This is a genomic window from Haematobacter genomosp. 1 (assembly GCF_002196855.1).
Taxonomy (GTDB): Bacteria; Pseudomonadota; Alphaproteobacteria; order Rhodobacterales; family Rhodobacteraceae; genus Haematobacter.
Genome location: NZ_NIPW01000006.1, coordinates 32927 through 54217, shown reverse-complemented (window position 1 = coordinate 54217; position 21291 = coordinate 32927). Strand labels below are relative to the sequence as shown.

The following is a 21291-nucleotide window of genomic DNA, read 5'->3' as shown; positions in this document are numbered from 1 at the left end:
TCCGGCTGGATTCGGCGGATCGCGCATGATTTCCGCTCCGGCGCAGCAGCCTCTCAAGCGCGTACCGCCGGAGGGCAGGAGCGCCCTGATGGCACCATAATTCGGCGATGACCGGAGGCGATCCCTGGCATGCCGCGGAAAGCAACATTCCGGGGTTGCCCTTGGGCGGGGATCTTTCCCCCATCGTTGAAGAGCGCCCCGGAAACCGCAAGTTCTGGCTCATGACCGAACCGATTTTCCGACGTTCGGCGTAAGCCGGGGATAGATGCCCGGCTTTTCCGCAGCCTGCTGGACAAATCCGGGCATGGGAGGGCGGGAGCGCCTGCCCCCCCGCGCTCCGCGTTCAGTGCGCCTCCGCCCAGTTGTCGCCCCAGCCCGCATCCACCACCAGCGGCACGGAAAGCTCGACGGCAGGAAGCGCTGCCTCCTCCATCACGGCACGAACGCGCCCGATCAGTTCCTCCACGGCGCGATCCTCCACCTCGAACACCAGTTCGTCATGCACCTGCAGAAGCATCTTCGCGGGCAGATCGGCGATGGTCTGCGGCACGCGGATCATGGCGCGGCGGATCACATCGGCGGCGGTGCCCTGAATGGGCGCGTTGATCGCCGCGCGGCGGGCGAAACCTGCCGTCGGCCCCTTGGCGTTGATCTCCGGCGTGTGGATCTTGCGGCCGAAGAGCGTGCGGACGAATCCGTGCTTCTTCGCGAATTCGATCGTGCCGTTCATATACCCCCGGATGCCGGGAAACCGCTCGAAATAAGTGTCGATGAAGCGCTGCGCCTGATCGCGCGGAATGCGCAGGTTCCGGGCGAGGCCGAATCCCGAAATCCCGTAGATCACCCCGAAGTTGATGGCCTTCGCCTGCCGCCGAACCATCGGGTCCATGCCTTCGATCGGCACCCCGAACATTTCGGAGGCGGTCATCGCGTGAATGTCCAGCCCTTCATCGAAGGCGCTGCGCAGTTCCGGGATCTCCGCCACGTGGGCAAGAATGCGAAGCTCGATCTGGCTGTAGTCGAGGGAGACGAGCTTGCAGCCCGGCTGGGCCACGAAGGCCTCGCGGATGCGCCGCCCCTCCTCCGTCCGCACGGGGATGTTCTGAAGGTTCGGATCGGTGGAGGCGAGCCGCCCGGTGTTCGCTCCGGCGATGGAATAGCTGGTGTGCACACGGCCCGTCTCCGGGTGGATATGGGTCTGAAGCGCGTCCGTATAGGTTGATTTCAGCTTGGAGAGCTGGCGCCAGTCCAGCACCCGGGCGGGCAGGTCATGGCCTTCCGCGGCCAGATCCTCAAGGATGTCCGCCCCCGTTCCATAGGCGCCGTTCTTGCCCTTGGAACCGCCGGCAAGGCTCATGCGCTCGAACAGGATCTCGCCGAGCTGCTTCGGAGACCCGACATTGAACGGCTCCCCCGCAAGTTCATGGATCTCCGCTTCCAGCCCCGCCATCTTCTGCGCGAAAGCGTTGGACATGCGCGAGAGCGCGTCGCGGTTGACGAGGATCCCCGCCATTTCCATCCCCGCCAGGACCGGGACGAGCGGGCGCTCCAGCGTCTCATAGACCGTGGTCACCCGCGCCCTGTGCAACTGCGGCTTGAACCGCCGCCAGAGCCGGAAGGTGACATCCGCATCCTCGGCGGCATATTTCACCGCCTCCGCGACCGGCACGCGGTCAAAGGTGATCTGACTCTTGCCCGAACCGATCAGCGACTTGATCGGGATGCACTGGTGCTGAAGATAGGTGTCCGCCAGCACATCCATGCCGTGATTGTGCAACCCGGAATTCATCGCGTAGGACATCAGCATCGTGTCATCGATGGGGGCGACATCGATGCCGTAGCGGCGCAGGATCTTCAGGTCGTATTTCACGTTCTGGCCGATCTTGAGGATCGCGGCATCCTCCAGCACGGGCCGGAGCGCATCGATCACCATGTCCAGCGGCAGTTGCCCCTCCGCCAGATCGGAACCGCCGAACAGGTCGCCCTCCCCCACCCGGTGCGACAGCGGGATATAGGCCGCGCGGCCCGGCGCGGTGGCCAGCGATATGCCGACCAGATCGGCCCGCATCTCGTCAAGCGAGGTGGTTTCCGTGTCGAAGGCCACAAGCCCCGTGTCGCGAATCTCGGCGATCCACGCCTCCAGCGTGTCCATGTCCCGGATCCATGTGTAATCCGCGGGCGTGAAGGGCGGCTCCTCCATCGCCTCCGCCGGCTCCTCATCGGCGGGCGGCACATCGGAGACCGCGGGCGGCAGGATGCCCTTCCGGTCGGCAATGCGCTTCGTCAGCGTGCGAAGCTCCATGCGGGCGAGGAAGTCCATCAGAACCTCCGCCTCCGGCTCCTGCACTTCCAGCGTCGCCAGATCGCAGTCGAGCGGCATGTCGCAATGCAGCTCCACCAGCCTGCGGGAGATGCGGATCTGCTCCGCGTTGTTCAACAGCGTCTCGCGCCGCTTCGGCTGCTTGATCTCGCCCGCCCGCTCCAGCAGCGTCTCCACATCGCCATATTCCTGGATGAGCATCGCCGCGGTCTTGATGCCGATGCCGGGCGCGCCGGGGATGTTGTCCACCGAGTCGCCCGCCAGCGCCTGCACATCCACCACCTTGGCGGGCGGCACGCCGAATTTCTCCTCGACCTCCTCCGGGCCGATGCGGCGGTTCTTCATCGCGTCGAGCATCTCCACCCCGTCGCCGACGAGCTGCATCAGATCCTTGTCGGAGGAGATGATGGTGACCCGTCCGCCCGCATCGCGCGCCCGGCAGGCCAGCGTGGCGATGATGTCGTCGGCCTCGTATTCCTCGATCTCGATGCAGGGAATGCCGAAGGCGCGGACCGCTTCGCGGGTGAGCGGGAACTGCGGGCGCAGATCCTCCGGGAGCTCCGGGCGGTTCGCCTTGTAGAGCGGGTAGATGTCGTTGCGGAAGGTCTTGGAGGAATAGTCGAAGATCACCGCCAGATGCGTTGCCGCATCGGCGGAGCTGCTGTTGCCGTCCACATATTTGAACAGCATGTTGCAGAACCCCGCGACCGCACCGATCGGCAGGCCGTCCGACTTCCGGGTCAGCGGCGGCAGGGCATGATAGGCGCGGAAGATGAAGGCGGAGCCGTCGATCAGGTGCAGGTGATGCCCCTTGCCGAAGGGCATCGCCCCCGTGCCGCCTGCCGTATCGTCCTTCGCCATATCCGCCTCCATCGCCGTCAGGCCGTCCTTTTACTCCGGCGGGCGGCGGGATGCGAGGGCCGGCGGAACCAGCGTCGTGCCTTCCGGGCCGGTCAGTGCGCGTCGGGCACCGCGTTCGGGTCGAGCACGAAGCGCTTGTCGCAGTAGCCGCATTCGACCCAGCCCGGCTCCTCCGGGATCGTCAGCCATACCCGCGGATGGCCGAGCGCGCCTTCGCCACCGTCGCAGGCGATGCGGCGGGAATGGACGATTTCCGTTTCGGGGGCTTCGATGGTCATGCCTTGGCTCCGCTCGTGGCTCAAACTGGTCGGCTCAGCAGGTGCTGCTTATCTGCCTCACCCCCGCCCAGCAAGGGGGGCGCCGCAGGGTTGCGGTTCAGGATAGCCGCGCATCCCGCCTGCGGGCAAGCGGCGCATCTCTTGCGCCACGTCGCTTGCCGGGGTGCTCGGGCCTCTTTCCGCAGGGCCGGCGCATCAGGGACGACGGCCTGCCTCCCGCGACAATGGCTGCCCTGCCCGGTCGATCCGAAGCTGGTAGCAGGTGTTGCGCGCCGAACGCACGTGCAGATAAGCCACCGCCGCGTCTGAGAGAAGCTCTGCCGCCCGCTGGGTCAGGCCGGACGTGGCGACGACCTGCCCCGTCCCGTAAACGATGCGATGATCGGCGCTGTAGCCGCGCAGGATATAGTCGGGGGAGGAGAGGATATCCGGCAGCGCCCCGCTGTCCGGTGCCCGCTCGCAAGCGGAACAAAGGAAGATCGGCCCGGTTTCCGCATAGGGTTGCAGCGCCGGAAACGGCCGCCATGCGAGCGTGAGGTAGTCGCGCCCCACCGGAATGTGGCGCAGGCAGTGGCGGCAGGGCAACGAGCCTTCCGCCGCGCGGCGAAGCTCGGGCGGCAGGTCGTAGGCATCCCGCCCGCCCTCGCGCAGGCGAGCGACGTGGGGGCCGGGAAGCGCGGAGAACAGGACCATGGCAGGCTCCTTTTTCCGCACCATCGCCTGTCGGGGCACAGACCCGCCACCCGGATCCTGCGCAAAGGACCGTCCGGCCCCGAGGCCGCACAGACCTCAACGCGCCGCCGCCCCGCCGGCGGGTTCAGTCCCGGGGCAGCATCCGGCCCAGTTGCCGCCCGCCCAGAATATGCACGTGGAGATGGGGCACTTCCTGATGGCCATGCACACCAGCGTTGGTGATCGCGCGAAAGCCCATGCCGCCGTCCTTCGTCTCGACCTTCGTCATCTCGCAGACCTTGCCGATGGTGCGGTTGAAATCGAGGATCTCCGCATCGGAAGCTTCCTGCGTGAAATGATCGAGGCTCGCGTACGGCCCTTTCGGGATCACCAGCACATGCACCGGAGCCTGCGGCTGGATATCCGCAAAGGCGAGCGTGTGTTCGGTTTCGAGCACCGTCTTGTTCGGGATCTCTCCCCGAAGGATCTTCGCAAAGATGTTCTGGTCGTCGTAAGCGTAGCCCACTGCCGTCTCCTGCCCTGGTGTCGCGACTCGCCGTCTGCCTAGCATGGCCCGCGCGGGGAAGTCAGCCCGGTCGATCGAACTGACAGGAGTCGCATGGCGATCCCTCCGCTGGAGCAGACGCACGGATGTTCGGCGCGCGCTCGACACCGGGGGTCGCGGGGGGCGTCCCCCGCGCCGCCGAAGCTGCGCGCCGATCAGGCAGAGGCGGACCCGTGCCCCGGGGTCACAGCCATCCGGCCACAATCCGAAGCGAGAACATCCGGGCCTGCGTGATTGCCGGGAGCCGCGCAGCTCCGCGACATGGCACATGAGAGTGCCTTGACCTCGCCGCCCCGGGGCGTGCGTCATCCGGCAACCGAACGGCTCGCATATGGTCCGCTCGCGGACATGTCAGCCGCTCACGGGGTGCATTCCAGCCGTAGGACCCGTGCATTGTCCGGTTGCGGCCCTGCCGGACAGCCGCGCTTGCGTGCAGGGCGCATCGGGCGCTACATCTGACCGCGCATCTGACGGAGCCCCTATGTCCCTCCCCCTGAACCCCCGCATGGCCGCCACCTTCCCTCCCCCGGTGATGGAGGCCCGGCGCTGGCTCTCCGGCGTGGAGTTCCCGCCGGACCGTCCGCTCATCAACGTGAGCCAGGCAGCCCCGGTGGAGCCGCCGCCGGAGCCGCTCCGCCGCGCCATCGCAGAGGCCTCGCTGAACGACCCCGCAGCCCATCTCTACGGCCCCGTGCTCGGCATGCCGGAGTTGCGTGAGGAGATCGCGACGCAATGGTCCGCTGCCTATGGCGGAGAGATCCGGGCCGCGCAGGTCGCCATCACGCAGGGCTGCAATCAGGCGTTCACCGCCATCATGTCCACGCTCGCGGGCGAAGGGGACGAGGTGATCCTGCCGACACCATGGTATTTCAACCACAAGATGTGGCTCGACATGCAGGGCGTCGCTGCCGTGCCGCTCGCGACCGGCCCGGGGCTGATCCCGGAAGCCGAAGCCGCGGCGCGGCTCATCACCCCCCGGACGCGCGCCATCGTGCTCGTCTCGCCCAACAATCCGGGCGGGGCGGAATATCCGCCCGAAACCGTCCGCGCCTTCTTCGAGCTTGCCCGGGCGCGGGGCATCGCGCTGGTGCTGGACGAGACCTACCGGGATTTCGACGCCCGCTCCGGCGCGCCGCACGACCTGTTCGCCGATCCCGACTGGCACGACACGCTCATCCACCTCTACTCCTTCTCCAAGGCATACCGGCTGACCGGCCACCGCGTCGGCGCCATCGTCGCGTCGGAGCGGCAGTTGGCGGAGGCGGAGAAGTTTCTCGACACCGTGGCGATCTGCGCGGGCCAGCTCGGGCAGCGCGGCGCGCTCTGGGGCATGCGGAACCTCGCACAATGGGTTGCGGGCGAACGGGCGGAGATCCTCGACCGTCGCGCCGCCATCGTGGAAGGCTTCCCGCGGCTGGAGGGATGGAAGCTTCTCGGCTGCGGTGCCTATTTCGCCTATGTGGAGCATCCCTTCACCCTCCCCTCCGATCAGGCGGCCCAGCGGCTGGTGCGGGAGGCGGGCGTATTGCTGCTGCCGGGCACGATGTTCATGCCCGAAGGCGATGCCTCCGGCGCACGCGCCTTCCGCATCGCCTTCGCCAATATCGACCGCGCGGGTATCGGCGAGTTGTTCGGACGGTTGTCGCAGGTTGCCATGTGATGCTTGCCCGGCCCCGTTCCGTGCCGTAGGAAGCCCCGGACCAGCAGAGGGATCCGCGCATGGCCAAGTTTCGGAGCAAGGGGGCAAACGTCACCATCTGGGTGCTGATGGGGCTGCTCATCTTCGGTCTGGGCGGGTTCGGCGTCACCAATTTCGGCGGCGGGGCGACGGCTGTCGCCACGGTGAACGGGCGTGACGTGACCGCCAACGACTATGCCCGCGCGCTGGAGCAGCAACTCCGCACCTTCTCCGCCCAGTCGGGCCGGGCGCTCACCCTGCGGGACGCGCAGGCCATGGGTCTGGACGCGGCAGTGCGCAACCAGCTCGTCGGGCGGGCGCTCATCGATGCGGAGCTGGAACGGATCGGCCTTTCCGCCGGAGATCAGGAAGTCCAGCGGCAGGTGCTCGCCATCTCCGCCTTCCATGGTCTGGACGGCAAGTTCGACCGCCGTGCCTATGCCGACGGTCTGCGCCGTGCCGGCTACACGGAGGCCGAGTTCGAGCGCACACTCCGCGACGACGCCGCCCGCGGTGTACTGCAGACGGCGATCGCCAGCGGCGTGGCCGAGCCGGGCACCTTTGCCGACACCCTCGTGCGTTATCTGGCGGAGACGCGCTCCGCCACGCATATCACGCTGACCGACGCGAACCTTTCCACGCCGGTGCCTGAGCCGGGAGAGGCCGAGCTCACCGCATGGTATGACGCGCACAAGGATCTCTACACGCTGCCCGAAGCGCGGCGCATCAGCTACGCCTGGGTAACGCCCGATACACTCGCCCCGACGGTCGAGGTGAGCGATGCCGCGCTGCGGAGCGCCTATGACCAGCGGCAGGAGGAGTTCGTCCAGCCCGAACGGCGGCTGGTCGAGCGCATGGTCTTCGGCTCGGACGCTGAGGCTCAGGATGCAAAGGCGCGCCTCGACGCCGGACAGATCACGCGGGACGGCCTGCTCGCGGAACGCCGCATCACGGCGGCGGACATCGACCTTGGCGATGTGGCGGAGGCCGAACTGGGCGCTGCGGGGGCCGAGGTGTTCGCGCTGTCGGCTCCCGGCGTGGTCGGACCGCTGCCCTCGGATTTCGGCCCGGCGCTCTACTGGATGAACGGCATCCTCGAAGCCCAGAACATCACCTTCGACGAGGCGCGGGACCAGCTTCGCGGCGAAGTCGCCGTGGAGGAGGCCCGCCGCCAGATCACGGCAGACACCCCGAAGTTCGACGACCTGATTGCCGGCGGCGCGACGGTGGAGGAGCTGTCCCGCGACACGATCATGGAGGAAGGGCGTATCGACTTCCGCCCCGATTCGGAGGACGGCCCCGCCGCCTATCCGGAGTTCCGTGACGCGGCCCGCACCGTGCAGAAGAACGACTTCCCCCGCCTGATCCAGCTTTCCGATGGCGGTCTCGCCGTGCTGCGGATGGATGAGATCCTGCCCCCGCAGGCGATCCCCTTTGCCGAAGTTCGGGATCGTGTGGCGGCAGACTGGCGTCACGATGCCGTTCAGAAGGCGTTGGAGGCGGAGGCCGCGACGCTGGAGAGCCGTCTCGCGGCTGGCGAGGCGATCACCGCGCTTGGCCACCCCGCCGCGAAGGTGGAGGCGCTCCGCCGCGACTCCGTGGTGGAGGGCACTCCCCCCGGCTTCACGGAGGCGGTCTTTGCCCTGCAACCGGGCGCCCGGCAGACGGTGAAGGGCGACGGGATGATCTCCCTTGTACAGCTCGACAGCGTGAATTCCCCGGATGCGAGCGATCCCGATGTGCTCGCCCTGCATGACGGTCTGGCCCAGCAGGGCGGACAGGCGCTGGCGCAGGACATGTTCGACTATTTCTCCACCGCATTGCACTCGGACGCGAAGATCAGCTTCAATCAGGCTGTCATCAATTCCGTGCATTCCCGCTTCCCGTGAGGCAGACGTGGCGCTTATCCCCTCCTTCGACGCTTTCGAGGCCGGCTGGAACGCCGGCCGCAACCAGCTCGTCTATACCCGGCTCGCCGCGGATCTGGACACGCCCGTCTCGTTGATGCTGAAGCTCGCCGAGGCGCGGGCCGACAGCTTCCTGCTGGAATCCGTGACTGGAGGAGAGGTCCGTGGCCGGTTCTCCGTCATCGGGATGAAGCCTGACCTGATCTGGGATTGCCGGGGAGAGGAAAGCCGCATCAACCGGCAGGCGCGCTTCGACCCGGCCGCCTTCGAGGATCTGCCCGGCTCCCCCCTGGAAACGCTGCGCACGCTTATCGAGGAATCGCGGGTGGAGATGCCCGCCGACCTCCCCGCGATCGCCTGCGGCCTGTTCGGCTATCTGGGCTACGACATGATCCGGCTGGTGGAGAAACTCGGCACCCCGGGCCCCGACCCGATCGGCGCCCCGGATGCGGTGATGATCCGCCCCTCCGTCATTGCCGTTCTGGACGGGGTGAAGGGGGAGGTGACGCTCGTCTCGCCGGCATGGGTCTCCTCCGGGCTGAGCGCGCGGGCCGCCTATGCGCAGGCGGCGGAGCGGGTGATGGACGCGCTCCGCGACCTCGACCGCAGCGTGGAGGGTGACAACCGGGTGTTGCACGAGACCGCCCCCGTGGGCGAACCCCGCTCCAACTTCACCAAGGAGGGCTACAAGGCCGCCGTGGAGAAGGCCAAGGAATACATCCGTGCGGGCGACATCTTTCAGGTGGTGCCGGCGCAGCGCTGGACGCAGGATTTCCGCCTGCCGCCCTTTGCGCTTTACCGGAGCCTGCGGCGCACCAACCCCTCGCCCTTCATGTTCTTCTTCAACTTCGGCGGTTTCCAGATCATCGGGGCCAGCCCGGAGATTCTCGTCCGTCTCCGGGATGGGGAGGTGACCGTCCGCCCCATCGCCGGCACCCGCCCCCGTGGTGCCACGCCGGAGGAGGACCGCGCGCTCGAAGCCGATCTGCTCGCCGACCCGAAGGAGCGGGCGGAGCATCTGATGCTGCTCGATCTTGGCCGGAACGACGTGGGCCGCGTGGCGCGGGTGGGCACCGTCCATCCGACGGAGAAATTCACCATCGAGCGCTACAGCCACGTCATGCACATCGTCTCCAACGTGGTTGGTCAGCTGGCGGAGGGTCAGGATGCGCTTTCCGCCCTTCTGGCGGGGCTGCCCGCAGGCACCGTCTCCGGCGCGCCGAAGGTGCGGGCGATGCAGATCATCGATGAGCTGGAGCCGGAGAAACGCGGCGTCTATGGCGGCGGTGTCGGCTATTTCTCCGCCAATGGCGAGATGGATATGTGCATCGCGCTCCGCACCGGGGTGCTGAAGGACCAGAAGCTCTATGTTCAGGCGGGGGGCGGCGTGGTCTTCGACAGCGACCCTGAGTCCGAATGGATGGAGACGGTGAACAAATCGCGCGCGCTCCGTCGCGCGGCGGAGGATGCGGGGCTTTTCGTGCGCCGCGGCAACGGCTGACACCGCGGTCGCGGGTGCGAAGACGACGGGTCGGCTGGAATCCTGCGGGATCACGCTGCCGCGGCGCACCTGGGGTGCTCCCGGATAACTGTCTCCCGCAGGGATGACCGCAGATGAGCGGGCAGGAGCGAGGGGGGCCTCTCCCTCCGGCCATCCCGCGCTCATCGCATGATAGCGGGGGAGCCCCCTCCCGGCGCAACTCGCCTCTGGCAGGCTGCTGAAAAAATCAGGCATATCCCCGGGCTTGCATTGGAAATCCAGAACATTCTGCCCGGCCACGCCAAAGCTGGCAGTTCCCGGGGCGTTCCTCAACAATGCGGGAAGGATCACCGCTCCAGGGCAACCGCGGAATGCTTTTTGGCCTGTGCTGGAGCGGAAATCGTTCGCCATCTGACGAAATGCAGCCGGAAATCTTTATATTTCCGGGCGTTTCCGGGCCGATTTTCCGATTTCCGGCACATAGGCCCGACACTTCGGGACTTTTTCAGCAGCCTGTTAGGGGTGGATCTCCGCCCGCCTTGCGTGTCTGCTGCGATGGACCAAGGAAAGGACATACCATGCAGACCAGACCGCTCGGCCGGACCGGCATCGACATCGCGCCGCTCGTTTTCGGTGGCAACGTTTTCGGCTGGACCATCGACGAGGCGCAGAGCTTCCGCGTTCTCGATGCCTTCGTGGATCATGGTTTCAACGCCATCGACACAGCCGATGTCTATTCCCGCTGGGCCGAGGGCAATCAGGGCGGCGAATCGGAGACGATCTTCGGACGCTGGCTTCAGACCCGCCCCGGCCTGCGTGACAGGGTGAAGATCTTCACCAAGGTCGGCTCCGACATGGGAAAGCCGGGCCACAAGGGGCTTGGCGCGGCCTGGATCATGGAGGCCGTGGAGGATTCGCTCCGCCGGTTGCAGGTGGAGCGCATCGACCTCTACTTCTCCCACTTTCCCGATTCGACCCCGCATGAAGAGACGCTGGAGGCTTATTCCCGCCTGCTGAAAGCGGGCAAGATCGGCGCCATCGGCTGTTCCAACTTCGACGCAGGTCAACTGCGGGCCGCGCTGGACGTGGCGGCGGCGGAAGGTTTGCCGCGTTACGGCGTGCTCCAGCCGGAATACAACCTTTACGACCGGGAGAAGTTCGACGGCCCGCTCCGCGATCTGTGCATCGCGGAGGATATCGGCGTGGTCTGCTACTATGCGCTGGCCTCCGGTTTCCTCAGCGGCAAGTATCGCAGCGAGGCCGACCTTGGGCAGAGCGCGCGCGGCGGCAAGGCCAAGGCCTACCTGACGCCCAAGGGGCTGCGTATTCTCGACGCCCTTGATCGCGTTGCGGAGGCCCATGGCGCGCAGCCGGCGGAGGTCGCGCTCGCCTGGCTGATCGCCCGGAAAGGCGTCACCGCGCCCATCGCCTCCGCAACGCGTGAGGAACAGGTCACCAGCTTCGCCCGCGCGGTGATGATCGACCTGAAGCCCGAGGAAGTCGATCTGCTCACCCGCGCGGGGGAGTGAGCCTCGCATCCCTCCCGCGCCTGCCGTTGCTGCGCATGGCCGAGGCAGCGGCGGGTGGCGTGTTCACCTGAATGCGCAAGGCGCGCTTCCTGTTCGGGGAGGGGCCTGCAATCGTCAAGCCCGCAGGGGTTGCGGGTTGGCTGGCGGCCCGAGCGCGCCTATATCGCCAGAGCGGCGCCGATATCATTGAGTTCGCGCTCCGGCAGGCGAGAGAGCGCCTTGCGGAGCGGAAGCGCGTCGTTGCAGCTTTCAGGGCGCTGAACGCCCGGAGAACAGGCGGGGGCGCGGCCAATGGCGACCCGCGCCGACGCATTCGGCGCGACGCCGGAGAACCGCATCGGGTGTATCGTGGGCATGTCTGATTTACGGGCGGCACATGGATCTGAGGCGGCGCAACCACGCGCCAGCCTCGACCCGTTCCCGTGAGCGGCTCACCCACCCCGGGGCCTCCCCCGACATCTGTAACGGTCCGCAGGGTTCTTCCGCGGCAGCGCTGGCCGAGGGGGCTCGATGCCCCCGAGACCAGCCCTCCCCTCACCGGTGGTGCGGGGAGGCCCGCCTCACCGGCGGCGTTGTGCCGGGATGGTCTTCCCGGGGGATTTGCCGTCCGGCGCCGGGAGGGTATCGGGACGCTTGCGCGACTTCTCCCCATCGACGACCTTCTGGGCAAGGTCGCGGGCGATGGCGAAAGCGCCCTTGATCTTGTCGCCCTCCTTCGCCCAGTCGCGCAGGATGACCACCTTGTTGTCCTTGATCCGGGCGGTATTTCCCTCGGCATGCAGGAATTCCACCAGCCCGGCGGGATTGGCGAACTTGTCCTTGTGGAACTGCACCGTGCATCCCTTGGGCCCGCCGTCCAGCCGTGCGATTCCCGCACGCTTGCAGAGCGCCTTGATCCGCACGATGAGCAGGAGTGTGTTCACCTCCTTCGGCAGCGGACCGAACCGGTCGATCAGCTCGGCTGCGAAGCCTTCCAGTTCCACCTTGGTCGTCAGCGTGGAGAGCCGCCGGTAGAGGCCCAGCCGCACGTCGAGATCCGGCACATAGTCCTCCGGGATCAGTACGGGCACGCCAAGGTTGATCTGCGGCGACCAGTCGCCGTCGTCTGTCAGCCCGTCGATCTCGCCGGAGCGGAGCTTCTGGATCGTTTCCTCAAGCATGGACTGGTAGAGTTCATAGCCCACTTCCTTGATGTGGCCCGACTGCTCCTCTCCCAGCAGGTTGCCCGCCCCCCGCAGGTCCAGATCCTGGCTCGCCAGCGTGAAGCCCGCGCCGAGGCTGTCCAGCGACCCGAGCAGCCGCAGCCGCTTCTGCGCGGCCGGCGTCAGCGGCGCGCGGGGTTTCGTCGTCAGGAAGCAATAGGCTCGCGTCTTGGAGCGGCCGACCCGTCCGCGGATCTGGTAAAGCTGGGCCAGCCCGAACATGTCCGCCCGATGCACGACCATCGTGTTGGCGGTCGGAATATCCAGGCCTGATTCGACAATGGTGGTAGCCAGCAGCACATCCGCCTTGCCGTCGTAGAAATCGTTCATCCGCTGGTCGAGATCGCCCGCCGCAAGCTGCCCGTGGGCGACGATATAACTCACCTCCGGCACGTGCTCCTTCAGGAACGTCTCCATATCCGGCAGGTCGGCGATGCGGGGAACCACGATGAAGGACTGCCCGCCGCGATAGCGTTCGCGCAGCAGCGCCTCCCGGATCGTCACCCCGTCGAACTCCGACACATAGGTGCGGATGGCCAGCCGGTCCACCGGCGGGGTGCCGATGATCGACAGGTCGCGCACCCCCGTGAGCGACAGTTGCAGCGTGCGCGGGATCGGCGTCGCGGTGAGCGTCAGGACGTGGACATCCGTCCGCATCTCCTTCAGCCGCTCCTTGTGGGAGACGCCGAAATGCTGCTCCTCATCGATGACCATAAGGCCGAGGTTCTTGAACCGGACCCCCTTGGCAAGCAGCGCATGGGTGCCGACGACGATGTCGATCGTCCCGTCTGCCATCCCCTCCCGCGTTTTCGCCGCTTCCTTGGCCGGGACGAACCGCGACAGTTGCCGCACCGTGACGGGGAAGCCGCGGAAGCGGTCGGCGAAGCTGCGGTAATGCTGACGGGCGAGCAGCGTGGTCGGGCAGATCACCGCGACCTGACCACCGCCCAGCACCGCGGCAAAGGCCGCGCGGATCGCCACCTCCGTCTTGCCGAAGCCCACATCGCCCACCACCAGCCGGTCCATCGGCACCCCGGCCTCCAGATCGTGCATCACATCGGCGATGGCGGAGAGCTGATCCTCCGTCTCCTGATAGGGGAAGCGCGCCTCGAAGCTTTCCCAGATGCCATGCGGCGGGTCATAGACGGGGGCGGAACGCAGGTGGCGCTCGGCGGCGATGCGCATGAGCTTTTCGGCGATCTGGCGGATACGCTCCTTTAGCTTCGCCTTCTTGGCCTGCCAGGCGCCGCCGCCCAGCTTGTCGAGCAAACCGTCCTCGTGCCCGTAGCGGGAGAGGAGTTCGATGTTTTCCACCGGCAGGAACAGCCGGTCGCCGCCCGCATATTCGAGCGCGATGCATTCATGCGGCGCCCCCATCGCGGTGATGGTCTCCAGCCCGGTATAGCGGCCCACGCCGTGCTCCACATGCACGACCAGATCGCCGGGTGAGAGCGACTGCGCCTCCGACAGGAAGTTCTCCGCCTTCCGCTTGCGCTTCGGGCGGCCCACCATGCGGTCGCCCAGCACGTCCTGTTCGGAGATGACGGTGAGACCCGGGGCCTCGAACCCCTGCGCCAGCGGCCAGACGGCAAGGAACAGCCCGCCCTTGCCCTCCGGCACGTCGCGGATGTCCTCCACATCGCGGGAAGCGGTCAGGCCCTGATCCTCCAGCAGCCCCTTCAGCCGCTCCCGCGGGCCTTCGGAGAAGGAGGCGATGATGACCTGACCGTCCTTGCGCCGCGCCCGCACGTGATCGGCCAGCGCGCCGAACAGGCTCACGCTTTCCTGTTGCCGTTCGGGGGCGAAGTTCCGGCCCACGCGCCCGCCCGCATCCACCACGCCCGGCCCCGGCGCCTGCGGCAGCGGCGAGAGCTGCACGACGCGGTGGCCCGCCACCGCCGCCTCCCATGCGGCATCGTCCAGATAGAGCAGGCCGGGCGGACAGGGCTTGTAGACCGAGTCCGTCCGCCCCTTCTGCACCATCGCCTCGCGACGGGCATCATAGGCGTCGTCCACCGCTTCCCACCGGGCGAGCCGCGTAGGCGTCGCCTGGTCGTCGAGCATCACGCCCGCATCCGGCAGGTAGTCGAAGAGCGTTTCCAGCCGCTCGTGGAAGAACGGCAGCCAGTGTTCCATCCCCTGATGCCGCCGCCCGGCGCTCACCGCCTCATAAAGCGGATCGTCGGACCCGCCCGCACCGAATTCCAGCCGATAGTTCTGGCGGAACCGGGTGATGGAGGCATCGTCCAGCACCACTTCCGACATGGGGGCAAGCGCGATCCGGTCGAGCTTGTCGGTGGTCCGCTGGGTCGCGGGGTCGAAGCGCCGCGCGCTTTCCAGAACGTCGCCGAAGAAATCGAGCCGTATCGGCCCGGTGTCCCCCGGTGGGAAGATGTCGACGATGCCGCCCCGCACCGCGAAATCCCCAGGCTCCGTCACCGTGGGACTTTGGGTGAACCCCATGCGGGCGAGGTAGGCCCGCAAGGCCATCTCATCCACCCGCTGCCCTACCTTGGCGCTGAAGGAGGCATCGCGCAGCAGATCGCGCATCGGCAACCGCTGCGTCGCCGCGTTGAGCGTGGTGAGCAAGACGAAGTTGCCCGGAACGCCCCGCGCCAGCGCCGCCAGCGTCGCCATGCGCGCCGCCGTCACCTCCGGGTTGGGGGAAACGCGGTCATAAGGCAGGCAGTCCCATGCGGGCAGGTCGAGCACCGGCAGACCGGGGGCGAAGAAGGCCAGCGCGCGGCGCATCTCCTCCATCCGCCGGCCGTCGCGGGCGACATGGATCACCGGACGGTTCTGCTTTTCGACTTCACGGGCGAGCAGGCGTGCGTCAAACCCCTCCGGCGCGCCGCCGAGGGTGACTGTCTGGCCTTTGGGGCGGGTCATGTCATCCATTTTCGGGTGAGGTAATCACGCATGCGGCGAAGTCAACTGCCAAGGGCCGAGACCGTCAGGTTCCGCCACATTCCCCAGAGCGCCGTGGCAAGAATGAACACGATCCCGAAGCACTGGACGCGGAAGCGCTGCCAGAACAAGGCGGAGCGCAGATTCTCCCCCGCCAGCCCGCGAGACAGGATTTGCTGCGCCGTCCAAAGGTCCAGCCCGCGCACCAGCGTCAGCGGCAGGATGAGCAGGAACAAGGCCTGCCCCAGCTCGATCCCGTAGCCCCAGCCCGCGATCAGCAGCGAGGAAAGCAGGAAGAACGCGGTCGCGACGGTCAGCAGCCCGAGGGCCGCATGGCGCCGCACAAGCCGCAGGGCGGAGAGCCGCGAGGCCTCCTCCAGCTCCGCCATGCTGCCCGGCCGGTCGGCATGGGCGGCAGCGATGACATCCACCGGCACCCCGGCCACCCGCTGCCCGAGGAGAAACCACATCACGGCGAGCATCACCCAGAACCACAGGCTGGAGAACGACCGGACGTCTATCAGTCCGGCCAGCATGGAATACCAGTTCAGCACGTCGCTTGGTCTCGCCTCTCGCCTGTTGCCGCACCGTATCGCTGCGTTGCCGCGAATCCTACCCTTGAGATGGACGGTTCTCCGTGGCAGGCAAGGCGCAGCCAGAAGGAGAGCCGTCATGCCAGCCACCCTCGCCGCCTATCCCGCCACGCGCCTGCGCCGGCTTCGGCGCTCCGCGCAGATCCGGTCTCTGGCGCAGGAGAATACGCTCGCGGTCGGCGACCTGATCTGGCCGATCTTTTTGCGTGACGGCTACGACGTGGCGGAGCCCATCGCCTCCATGCCGGGGGTGGAGCGGCTCTCCATCGACCGCGCCGTGCGGGCGGCGGAGGAGGCGGCAACGCTCGGCATCCCGGCGCTGTGCCTCTTTCCCTACACCGATGCCGATCGCCGCACGGAAACCTGCGAGGAAGCGTGGAGCGACGAGAACCTCGTCAACCGCGCGATCCGGGCGATCAAGGCGGAGGTGCCGGAAATCGCCATCATGACGGATATCGCGCTCGACCCCTACAATGCCAACGGGCACGATGGCTTCGTGAAGGACGGTATCATCGTCAACGACGAGACGGTCGAGGCGCTGGTGAAGATGGCGCTGGCGCAGGCGGATGCCGGGGCGGATATCCTCGGCCCTTCCGACATGATGGATGGCCGGATCGGGGCGATGCGGGCGGCGCTGGAGACCGCGGGCCATCAGGACGTGGCGATCCTGTCCTATTCCGCGAAATACGCCTCGGCCTTCTATGGCCCGTTCCGCGATGCGGTGGGCGCCTCGGGGCGGCTGGTGGGCGACAAGAAGACCTACCAGATGAACCCCGCCAATGCGGAGGAGGCCCTCCGCCTTGTCGAACGCGACCTGGCGGAGGGCGCGGACATGGTGATGGTGAAGCCGGGGATGCCCTATCTCGATATCTGCCGCCGCGTCCGCGACCGTTTCGGCGTGCCGACCTTCGCCTATCAGGTGTCGGGCGAATACGCGATGCTGGAGGGCGCGATCCGCAACGGCTGGCTGGACGGCGACAAGGTGATGGTGGAGAGCCTGATGGCCTTCAAGCGCGCGGGTTGCCACGGCATCCTGACCTATTTCGCCCCGCGCGTCGCGCGCCTGCTTGCCCCGAGCTTCTGACCGGGGAAGGGGCGCAACCGGGCAATCCTGCCGCCTGACGGGGTTGTGATTCCTCCCGATCGCGGCCGATGCGGCGGCAGGGGTGACAAGCCCTGTCTCGCAGGATAGCCTTCCGGCCCAACCGGAGCGCCGCATTTGCGGCGGGCCGAGACAACCAACGCCGGTCAACGGTTCTCGAAAGGGGCAGCAGATGGTCCAGATTTCCCGCAGGGGCTTCTTCATCGCGACGGGCGGCGCGGCGCTTGGCCTCACGGCGGCCTGCGGGAACGGGGTGGGCACGGCCAATGCCCAACGCATCGATGCCCGCGTGGACGCGACACGCGACTTCCTGTTCAGCCGCTATCCCGGCACGGTCGATCTCGCCGCCAAGGCGCAAGGTGTGCTCTACATCCCCCTGATGACAGAGGCGGGCTTCGGCTTCGGCGGTGCCTACGGTCAGGGCGCGCTTCGCATCAACGACGTGACGGTGGACTACTACTCCGCCACCAAGGTGTCGGCCGGGTTGCAGATCGGCGCACAGCAATATGCCCACGCCCTGTTCTTCATGACGGAGCAGTCGCTCGGCCAGTTCCGCGCGGGAGAGGGCTGGGCCGCGGGCGCGGACCTCAAATACGCGGTTTTCGATCAGGGCGGCAACCTCGGTCTCGACACGACAACGGCGCTGGCGCCGGTCATCGCGCTGGTCTTCGGACAGGCGGGGCTGCTGGTCGGCGCGACCCTCGCGGGCACGAAATACACCCGCATCATCCCCTGACCCTTCGGATCTCTTGACGGCGACGGGGCGGCTCGGGCATCGGACAGGAGCCAGTCCCAACCCGGAGGCCCGTGAGGCATGGAAAAGCTTATCGAACGCGGTCTGTTCGCCAGCCGCTGGCTGATGGCGCCGATGTATATCGGTCTGGTCGGTGCCCTGCTGCTGCTCCTGTGGGGGTTCGTGAAGGAACTCATCCACCTGTTCTCGGATATCGGCCATATCACGCAGTATGACGTGATCCTCGGGACGCTGGCGCTGATAGACCTGACGCTGGCCGGGAACCTCGTCCTGATCGTGATCTTCTCGGGCTACGAGAACTTCGTCTCCAAGATGAACATGGACGGACATGAGGACCGCCCCGAATGGCAGGGGACGGTCGATTTCTCTGGCCTCAAGCTGAAGCTCATAGCCTCCATCGTGGCGATCTCCGGCATCCATCTGCTCAAGGTGTTCATGGATGTCACCTCGACCTCGCCCGAGCAGATCCGCTGGATGGTCATCATCCACCTCGTCTTCGTGATTTCCGGCGTTCTGCTGGCGCTGATGGACTGGATCACCGTAAAGGCCAAGCCGAAGAAGTGAAGGGGCCTGCCGGCCCCCTCCCCCTCACGCGAAGTCGAGCACCACGCGGCCGTCGATCTGCCCCTTTTCCATCCGGGAAAAGACGTCGTTCACCTCTTCCAGCTTCGCGGTGGAGGTATGGGCGTGCACAAGCCCGCGCCCCGCGAAATCCAGCGACTCCGCCAGATCGAGCCGGGTGCCTACGATCGAGCCGCGTACGGTGATCCCCTCCAGCACCATGTCGAAGATCGGCAGCGGGAAATCCCCCGGCGGCAGGCCGTTCAGCGCGATGGTGCCGCCCCGGCGCGCGAATTTCAGCGCCTGCTCGAACGCCTTGGGCGACACGGCCGTCACCAGAACGCCATGCGCGCCGCCGATTTCCTTCTTGATGGTGGCCACGGGATCGGTGGTCTTTGCGTTGACCGTCACCTCCGCCCCCAGTTCGCGGGCGAGTTTCAGCTTGGAGTCGTCGATATCGACGGCGGCGACATGCAGCCCCATCGCCTTGGCATATTGCACAGCCATATGGCCCAGCCCGCCGATGCCGGAGATCACCACCCATTCGCCCGGGCGCGTGTCCGTCATCTTCAGGCCCTTATAGACGGTCACCCCGGCGCAGAGCACGGGCGCGATCTCCACGAAGCCCACCTCCTTCGGCAGATGGCCAAGATAGTTCGGATCGGCCAGCACATATTCCGCAAAGCCGCCGTTCACGGAGTAACCGGTGTTCTGCTGCAACTCGCACAGCGTCTCCCAGCCGCCCAGACAGTGCTCGCAATGACCGCAGGCGGTGTAGAGCCACGGCACGCCCACCCGGTCCCCCTCCTTCACGGCCGTCACGCCCTTGCCGACGCCAACCACGTGACCGACGCCCTCATGCCCTGGGATGAACGGCGGCTTGGGTTTCACCGGCCAGTCGCCATGCGCGGCGTGGAGATCGGTATGGCAGACGCCGCAGGCCTCTATCTTGACGAGCACGGTGCCCGGCGCCACGTCCGGCACCTTTGCTTCCTCGATGACGAGCGGCTTGCCGAACTCCCGCACGACGGCGGCTTTCATGGTCTTCTGCATGACGTCTCCTTTGGCAATGAAAAACCTCCACGCCGTGGGGGACGCGGAGGCGTCTCAGGTTGGGAAATGGGGGGCGGACGGGCGCGCATGGAAGGCGGCCCGTCCGCAGCGCCGATCAAGGTGTGGAGGGGAAGGCACCCGGACCGGAACCCTCTTGCGGCAGCGGGCCAAGCCGGTCCGCGCCGAATGGAGGAACAGGCTCCCGGCCGCGCCGGAAGCCCCGAGGGGATCAGAAGAAGCCGAGCTTGCTGGCGCTGTAGCTCACCAGCATGTTCTTGGTTTCCTGATAATGGTCGAGCATCATCTTGTGCGTTTCGCGCCCGATGCCGGACTGCTTGTAGCCGCCAAAGGCCGCGCCCGCCGGATAGACGTGGTAGCAGTTTGTCCACACCCTGCCCGCCTGGATCGCGCGCCCCATGCGATAGGCGGTGTTCCCGTCGCGGCTCCATACGCCCGCGCCCAGACCATAGACCGTGTCGTTGGCGATCTCGATCGCCTCATCCGCGGTCTTGAACGTGGTGACGGACACGACGGGCCCGAAGATCTCCTCCTGGAAGACCCGCATCTTGTTGTTGCCCTCAAAGACCGTCGGCTGGATGTAGTAGCCGCTGGACAGATCACCGCCGAGCTTGGCCGCGTCGCCCCCCGTCAGCACCTTCGCGCCCTCGCGCTTGCCGATGTCGAGATAGCCCATGATCTTCTCGTACTGCTCGGCCGAAGCCTGCGCCCCGATCATGGTGGAGGGGTTCAACGGGTCGTCCTGCGTGATCGCCTGAACACGCTTCAGCGCCTTCTCCATGAAGCGGTCGTAGATGGACTCGTGCACCAGCGCGCGCGACGGACAGGTGCAGACCTCCCCCTGGTTCAGCGCAAAGAAGGCAAAGCCCTCCAGCGCCTTGTCAAGAAAACCATCGTCCTCGTCCATTACGTCGGCAAAGAAGATGTTGGGCGACTTGCCCCCCAGCTCCAGCGTGATGTTGGTCACGTTCTGCGCGGCATAGCCCATGATGAGCTTGCCGACCTCGGTGGAGCCGGTGAAGGCGATCTTGGCGATGCGCGGGTTTTCCGCGAGCGGCTTGCCCGCCTCCGTCCCCAGCCCGTTGACGATGTTGACCACGCCCGGAGGCAGCAGATCGCCGATGATCTCGAACAGCACCATGATGGAGGCCGGCGTCTGCTCTGCCGGCTTCAGCACCACGCAGTTCCCGGCGGCCAGCGCGGGGGCAAGCTTCCATGCACCCATCAGGATCGGGAAGTTCCACGGGATGATCTGGCCGACAACGCCCAGCGGCTCGTGGAAGTGGTAGGCGACCGTATCATTGTCGATCTGGGAGATCGTGCCTTCCTGCGCCCGGATGCAGCCCGCGAAATAGCGGAAGTGATCCGCCGTCAGCGGAATATCCGCAGCCATCGTCTCGCGCAGCGGCTTGCCGTTGTCCCAGGTCTCGGCCGTGGCGATGGTCTCAAGGTTCTGCTCGATCCGGTCGGCGATCTTCAGCAGGATGTTGGAGCGTTCGGTGGGCGAGGTGCGGCCCCAGGCATCCTTCGCCTTGTGCGCGGCGTCGAGGGCAGCTTCGATATCCTTGCCGTCCGACCGGGCAACTTCGCAGACGACCTTGCCGGTCATCGGCGAGATATTCTCCATGTAGCGGCCCGACTTCGGCGCGACCCACTCTCCACCGATGTAGTTTTCATAGCGCTTCTTGAACGGAGACTTGTGATGCTGCTCCGAATGGGTCTGGGTGTCTGCCATGATTTCCTCCTGTTCGTCGGCCCCTCCTCGGGCCGTCTAAAGGAGAGTTTAGACATTCGGATGCGCGATGAAGCCC

Annotated in this window: 16 protein-coding genes; 7 read left to right on the top strand and 9 right to left on the bottom strand. The window is 66.7% G+C overall.

The window, feature by feature from the left end; all coding sequences use genetic code 11:
• Nucleotides 1-343 precede the first annotated feature (343 nt).
• From polA to CDV49_RS03765, 4 genes are all read right to left on the bottom strand, one after another.
• A complete protein-coding gene (gene polA, locus CDV49_RS03780; RefSeq protein WP_088214366.1) occupies nucleotides 344-3145 on the bottom strand; it encodes a DNA polymerase I in 2802 nt (933 codons plus the stop codon).
• Nucleotides 3146-3273: 128 nt separating this feature from the next.
• The gene (locus CDV49_RS03775) at nucleotides 3274-3459 is read right to left on the bottom strand and encodes a zinc-finger domain-containing protein (RefSeq protein WP_035708036.1); all 186 of its coding nucleotides are present in this window, start codon (nucleotides 3457-3459) and stop codon (nucleotides 3274-3276) included.
• Between the two features lie 195 nt (nucleotides 3460-3654).
• Nucleotides 3655-4152: a DUF1203 domain-containing protein gene (locus CDV49_RS03770; protein ID WP_088214365.1), complete on the bottom strand. Its 498-nt coding sequence runs from the start codon at nucleotides 4150-4152 to the stop codon at nucleotides 3655-3657.
• A gap of 124 nt (nucleotides 4153-4276) precedes the next feature.
• On the bottom strand, nucleotides 4277-4657 hold the full coding sequence (locus CDV49_RS03765; protein ID WP_088214246.1) for an HIT domain-containing protein: 381 nt from the start codon (nucleotides 4655-4657) through the stop codon (nucleotides 4277-4279).
• A 520-nt stretch (nucleotides 4658-5177) separates the two neighbouring features.
• Here CDV49_RS03765 and CDV49_RS03760 point away from each other — a divergent pair.
• From CDV49_RS03760 to CDV49_RS03745, 4 genes are all read left to right on the top strand, one after another.
• Nucleotides 5178-6356 carry an aminotransferase gene (locus tag CDV49_RS03760; protein WP_088214245.1) on the top strand — a complete coding sequence of 393 codons (1179 nt, stop codon included), beginning with the start codon at nucleotides 5178-5180 and terminating at the stop codon, nucleotides 6354-6356.
• Nucleotides 6357-6415: 59 nt separating this feature from the next.
• Nucleotides 6416-8263, top strand: a complete 1848-nt coding sequence (locus tag CDV49_RS03755) for a SurA N-terminal domain-containing protein (protein ID WP_088214244.1) — start codon at nucleotides 6416-6418, stop codon at nucleotides 8261-8263.
• 7 nt (nucleotides 8264-8270) lie between these two features.
• On the top strand, nucleotides 8271-9782 hold the full coding sequence (gene trpE / locus CDV49_RS03750) for an anthranilate synthase component I (protein ID WP_088214243.1): 1512 nt from the start codon (nucleotides 8271-8273) through the stop codon (nucleotides 9780-9782).
• A 557-nt stretch (nucleotides 9783-10339) separates the two neighbouring features.
• A complete protein-coding gene (locus tag CDV49_RS03745; RefSeq protein ID WP_088214242.1) occupies nucleotides 10340-11290 on the top strand; it encodes an aldo/keto reductase in 951 nt (316 codons plus the stop codon).
• A gap of 158 nt (nucleotides 11291-11448) precedes the next feature.
• Here CDV49_RS03745 and CDV49_RS03740 read toward each other — a convergent pair whose 3' ends face one another.
• The 3 genes from CDV49_RS03740 to CDV49_RS03730 form a co-directional block, all read right to left on the bottom strand.
• Nucleotides 11449-11646 carry a hypothetical protein gene (locus tag CDV49_RS03740; protein WP_143413114.1) on the bottom strand — a complete coding sequence of 66 codons (198 nt, stop codon included), beginning with the start codon at nucleotides 11644-11646 and terminating at the stop codon, nucleotides 11449-11451.
• A gap of 204 nt (nucleotides 11647-11850) precedes the next feature.
• Nucleotides 11851-15381, bottom strand: a complete 3531-nt coding sequence (gene mfd, locus CDV49_RS03735; protein ID WP_088214240.1) for a transcription-repair coupling factor — start codon at nucleotides 15379-15381, stop codon at nucleotides 11851-11853.
• A 41-nt stretch (nucleotides 15382-15422) separates the two neighbouring features.
• Nucleotides 15423-16073 carry a component of SufBCD complex gene (locus CDV49_RS03730; protein WP_179209112.1) on the bottom strand — a complete coding sequence of 217 codons (651 nt, stop codon included), beginning with the start codon at nucleotides 16071-16073 and terminating at the stop codon, nucleotides 15423-15425.
• Here CDV49_RS03730 and hemB point away from each other — a divergent pair.
• From hemB to CDV49_RS03715, 3 genes are all read left to right on the top strand, one after another.
• Nucleotides 16072-17076, top strand: a complete 1005-nt coding sequence (gene hemB / locus CDV49_RS03725; protein WP_088214238.1) for a porphobilinogen synthase — start codon at nucleotides 16072-16074, stop codon at nucleotides 17074-17076. The genes CDV49_RS03730 and hemB overlap by 2 nt on opposite strands.
• Nucleotides 17077-17266: 190 nt before the next feature.
• Nucleotides 17267-17830 (top strand): lipid-binding SYLF domain-containing protein, encoded by a 564-nt coding sequence (locus CDV49_RS03720; protein WP_035744697.1) that lies wholly within the window; start codon nucleotides 17267-17269, stop codon nucleotides 17828-17830.
• 78 nt (nucleotides 17831-17908) lie between these two features.
• The gene (locus CDV49_RS03715) at nucleotides 17909-18412 is read left to right on the top strand and encodes a TIGR00645 family protein (RefSeq protein ID WP_088214237.1); all 504 of its coding nucleotides are present in this window, start codon (nucleotides 17909-17911) and stop codon (nucleotides 18410-18412) included.
• Between the two features lie 24 nt (nucleotides 18413-18436).
• Here CDV49_RS03715 and adhP read toward each other — a convergent pair whose 3' ends face one another.
• Together adhP and adh are read right to left on the bottom strand one after the other, a co-directional pair.
• Nucleotides 18437-19462 carry an alcohol dehydrogenase AdhP gene (gene adhP / locus CDV49_RS03710; protein WP_088214236.1) on the bottom strand — a complete coding sequence of 342 codons (1026 nt, stop codon included), beginning with the start codon at nucleotides 19460-19462 and terminating at the stop codon, nucleotides 18437-18439.
• A 229-nt stretch (nucleotides 19463-19691) separates the two neighbouring features.
• Nucleotides 19692-21215: an aldehyde dehydrogenase gene (gene adh / locus CDV49_RS03705; protein WP_088214235.1), complete on the bottom strand. Its 1524-nt coding sequence runs from the start codon at nucleotides 21213-21215 to the stop codon at nucleotides 19692-19694.
• Nucleotides 21216-21291: the final 76 nt, after the last annotated feature.

Excerpts from the sequence above, each read along its gene's own strand:
- polA (WP_088214366.1), bottom strand. The coding sequence starts at position 3,145 with ATGCCCTTCGGCAAGGGGCATCACCTGCACCTGATCGACGGCTCCGCC.
- CDV49_RS03775 (WP_035708036.1), bottom strand. The coding sequence starts at position 3,459 with ATGACCATCGAAGCCCCCGAAACGGAAATCGTCCATTCCCGCCGCATC.
- CDV49_RS03770 (WP_088214365.1), bottom strand. The coding sequence starts at position 4,152 with ATGGTCCTGTTCTCCGCGCTTCCCGGCCCCCACGTCGCTCGCCTGCGC.
- CDV49_RS03760 (WP_088214245.1), top strand. The coding sequence starts at position 5,178 with ATGTCCCTCCCCCTGAACCCCCGCATGGCCGCCACCTTCCCTCCCCCG.
- CDV49_RS03755 (WP_088214244.1), top strand. The coding sequence starts at position 6,416 with ATGGCCAAGTTTCGGAGCAAGGGGGCAAACGTCACCATCTGGGTGCTG.
- CDV49_RS03745 (WP_088214242.1), top strand. The coding sequence starts at position 10,340 with ATGCAGACCAGACCGCTCGGCCGGACCGGCATCGACATCGCGCCGCTC.
- CDV49_RS03740 (WP_143413114.1), bottom strand. The coding sequence starts at position 11,646 with ATGCCCACGATACACCCGATGCGGTTCTCCGGCGTCGCGCCGAATGCG.
- mfd (WP_088214240.1), bottom strand. The coding sequence starts at position 15,381 with ATGACCCGCCCCAAAGGCCAGACAGTCACCCTCGGCGGCGCGCCGGAG.
- hemB (WP_088214238.1), top strand. The coding sequence starts at position 16,072 with ATGCCAGCCACCCTCGCCGCCTATCCCGCCACGCGCCTGCGCCGGCTT.
- CDV49_RS03730 (WP_179209112.1), bottom strand. The coding sequence starts at position 16,073 with ATGACGGCTCTCCTTCTGGCTGCGCCTTGCCTGCCACGGAGAACCGTC.
- CDV49_RS03720 (WP_035744697.1), top strand. The coding sequence starts at position 17,267 with ATGGTCCAGATTTCCCGCAGGGGCTTCTTCATCGCGACGGGCGGCGCG.
- CDV49_RS03715 (WP_088214237.1), top strand. The coding sequence starts at position 17,909 with ATGGAAAAGCTTATCGAACGCGGTCTGTTCGCCAGCCGCTGGCTGATG.
- adhP (WP_088214236.1), bottom strand. The coding sequence starts at position 19,462 with ATGCAGAAGACCATGAAAGCCGCCGTCGTGCGGGAGTTCGGCAAGCCG.
- adh (WP_088214235.1), bottom strand. The coding sequence starts at position 21,215 with ATGGCAGACACCCAGACCCATTCGGAGCAGCATCACAAGTCTCCGTTC.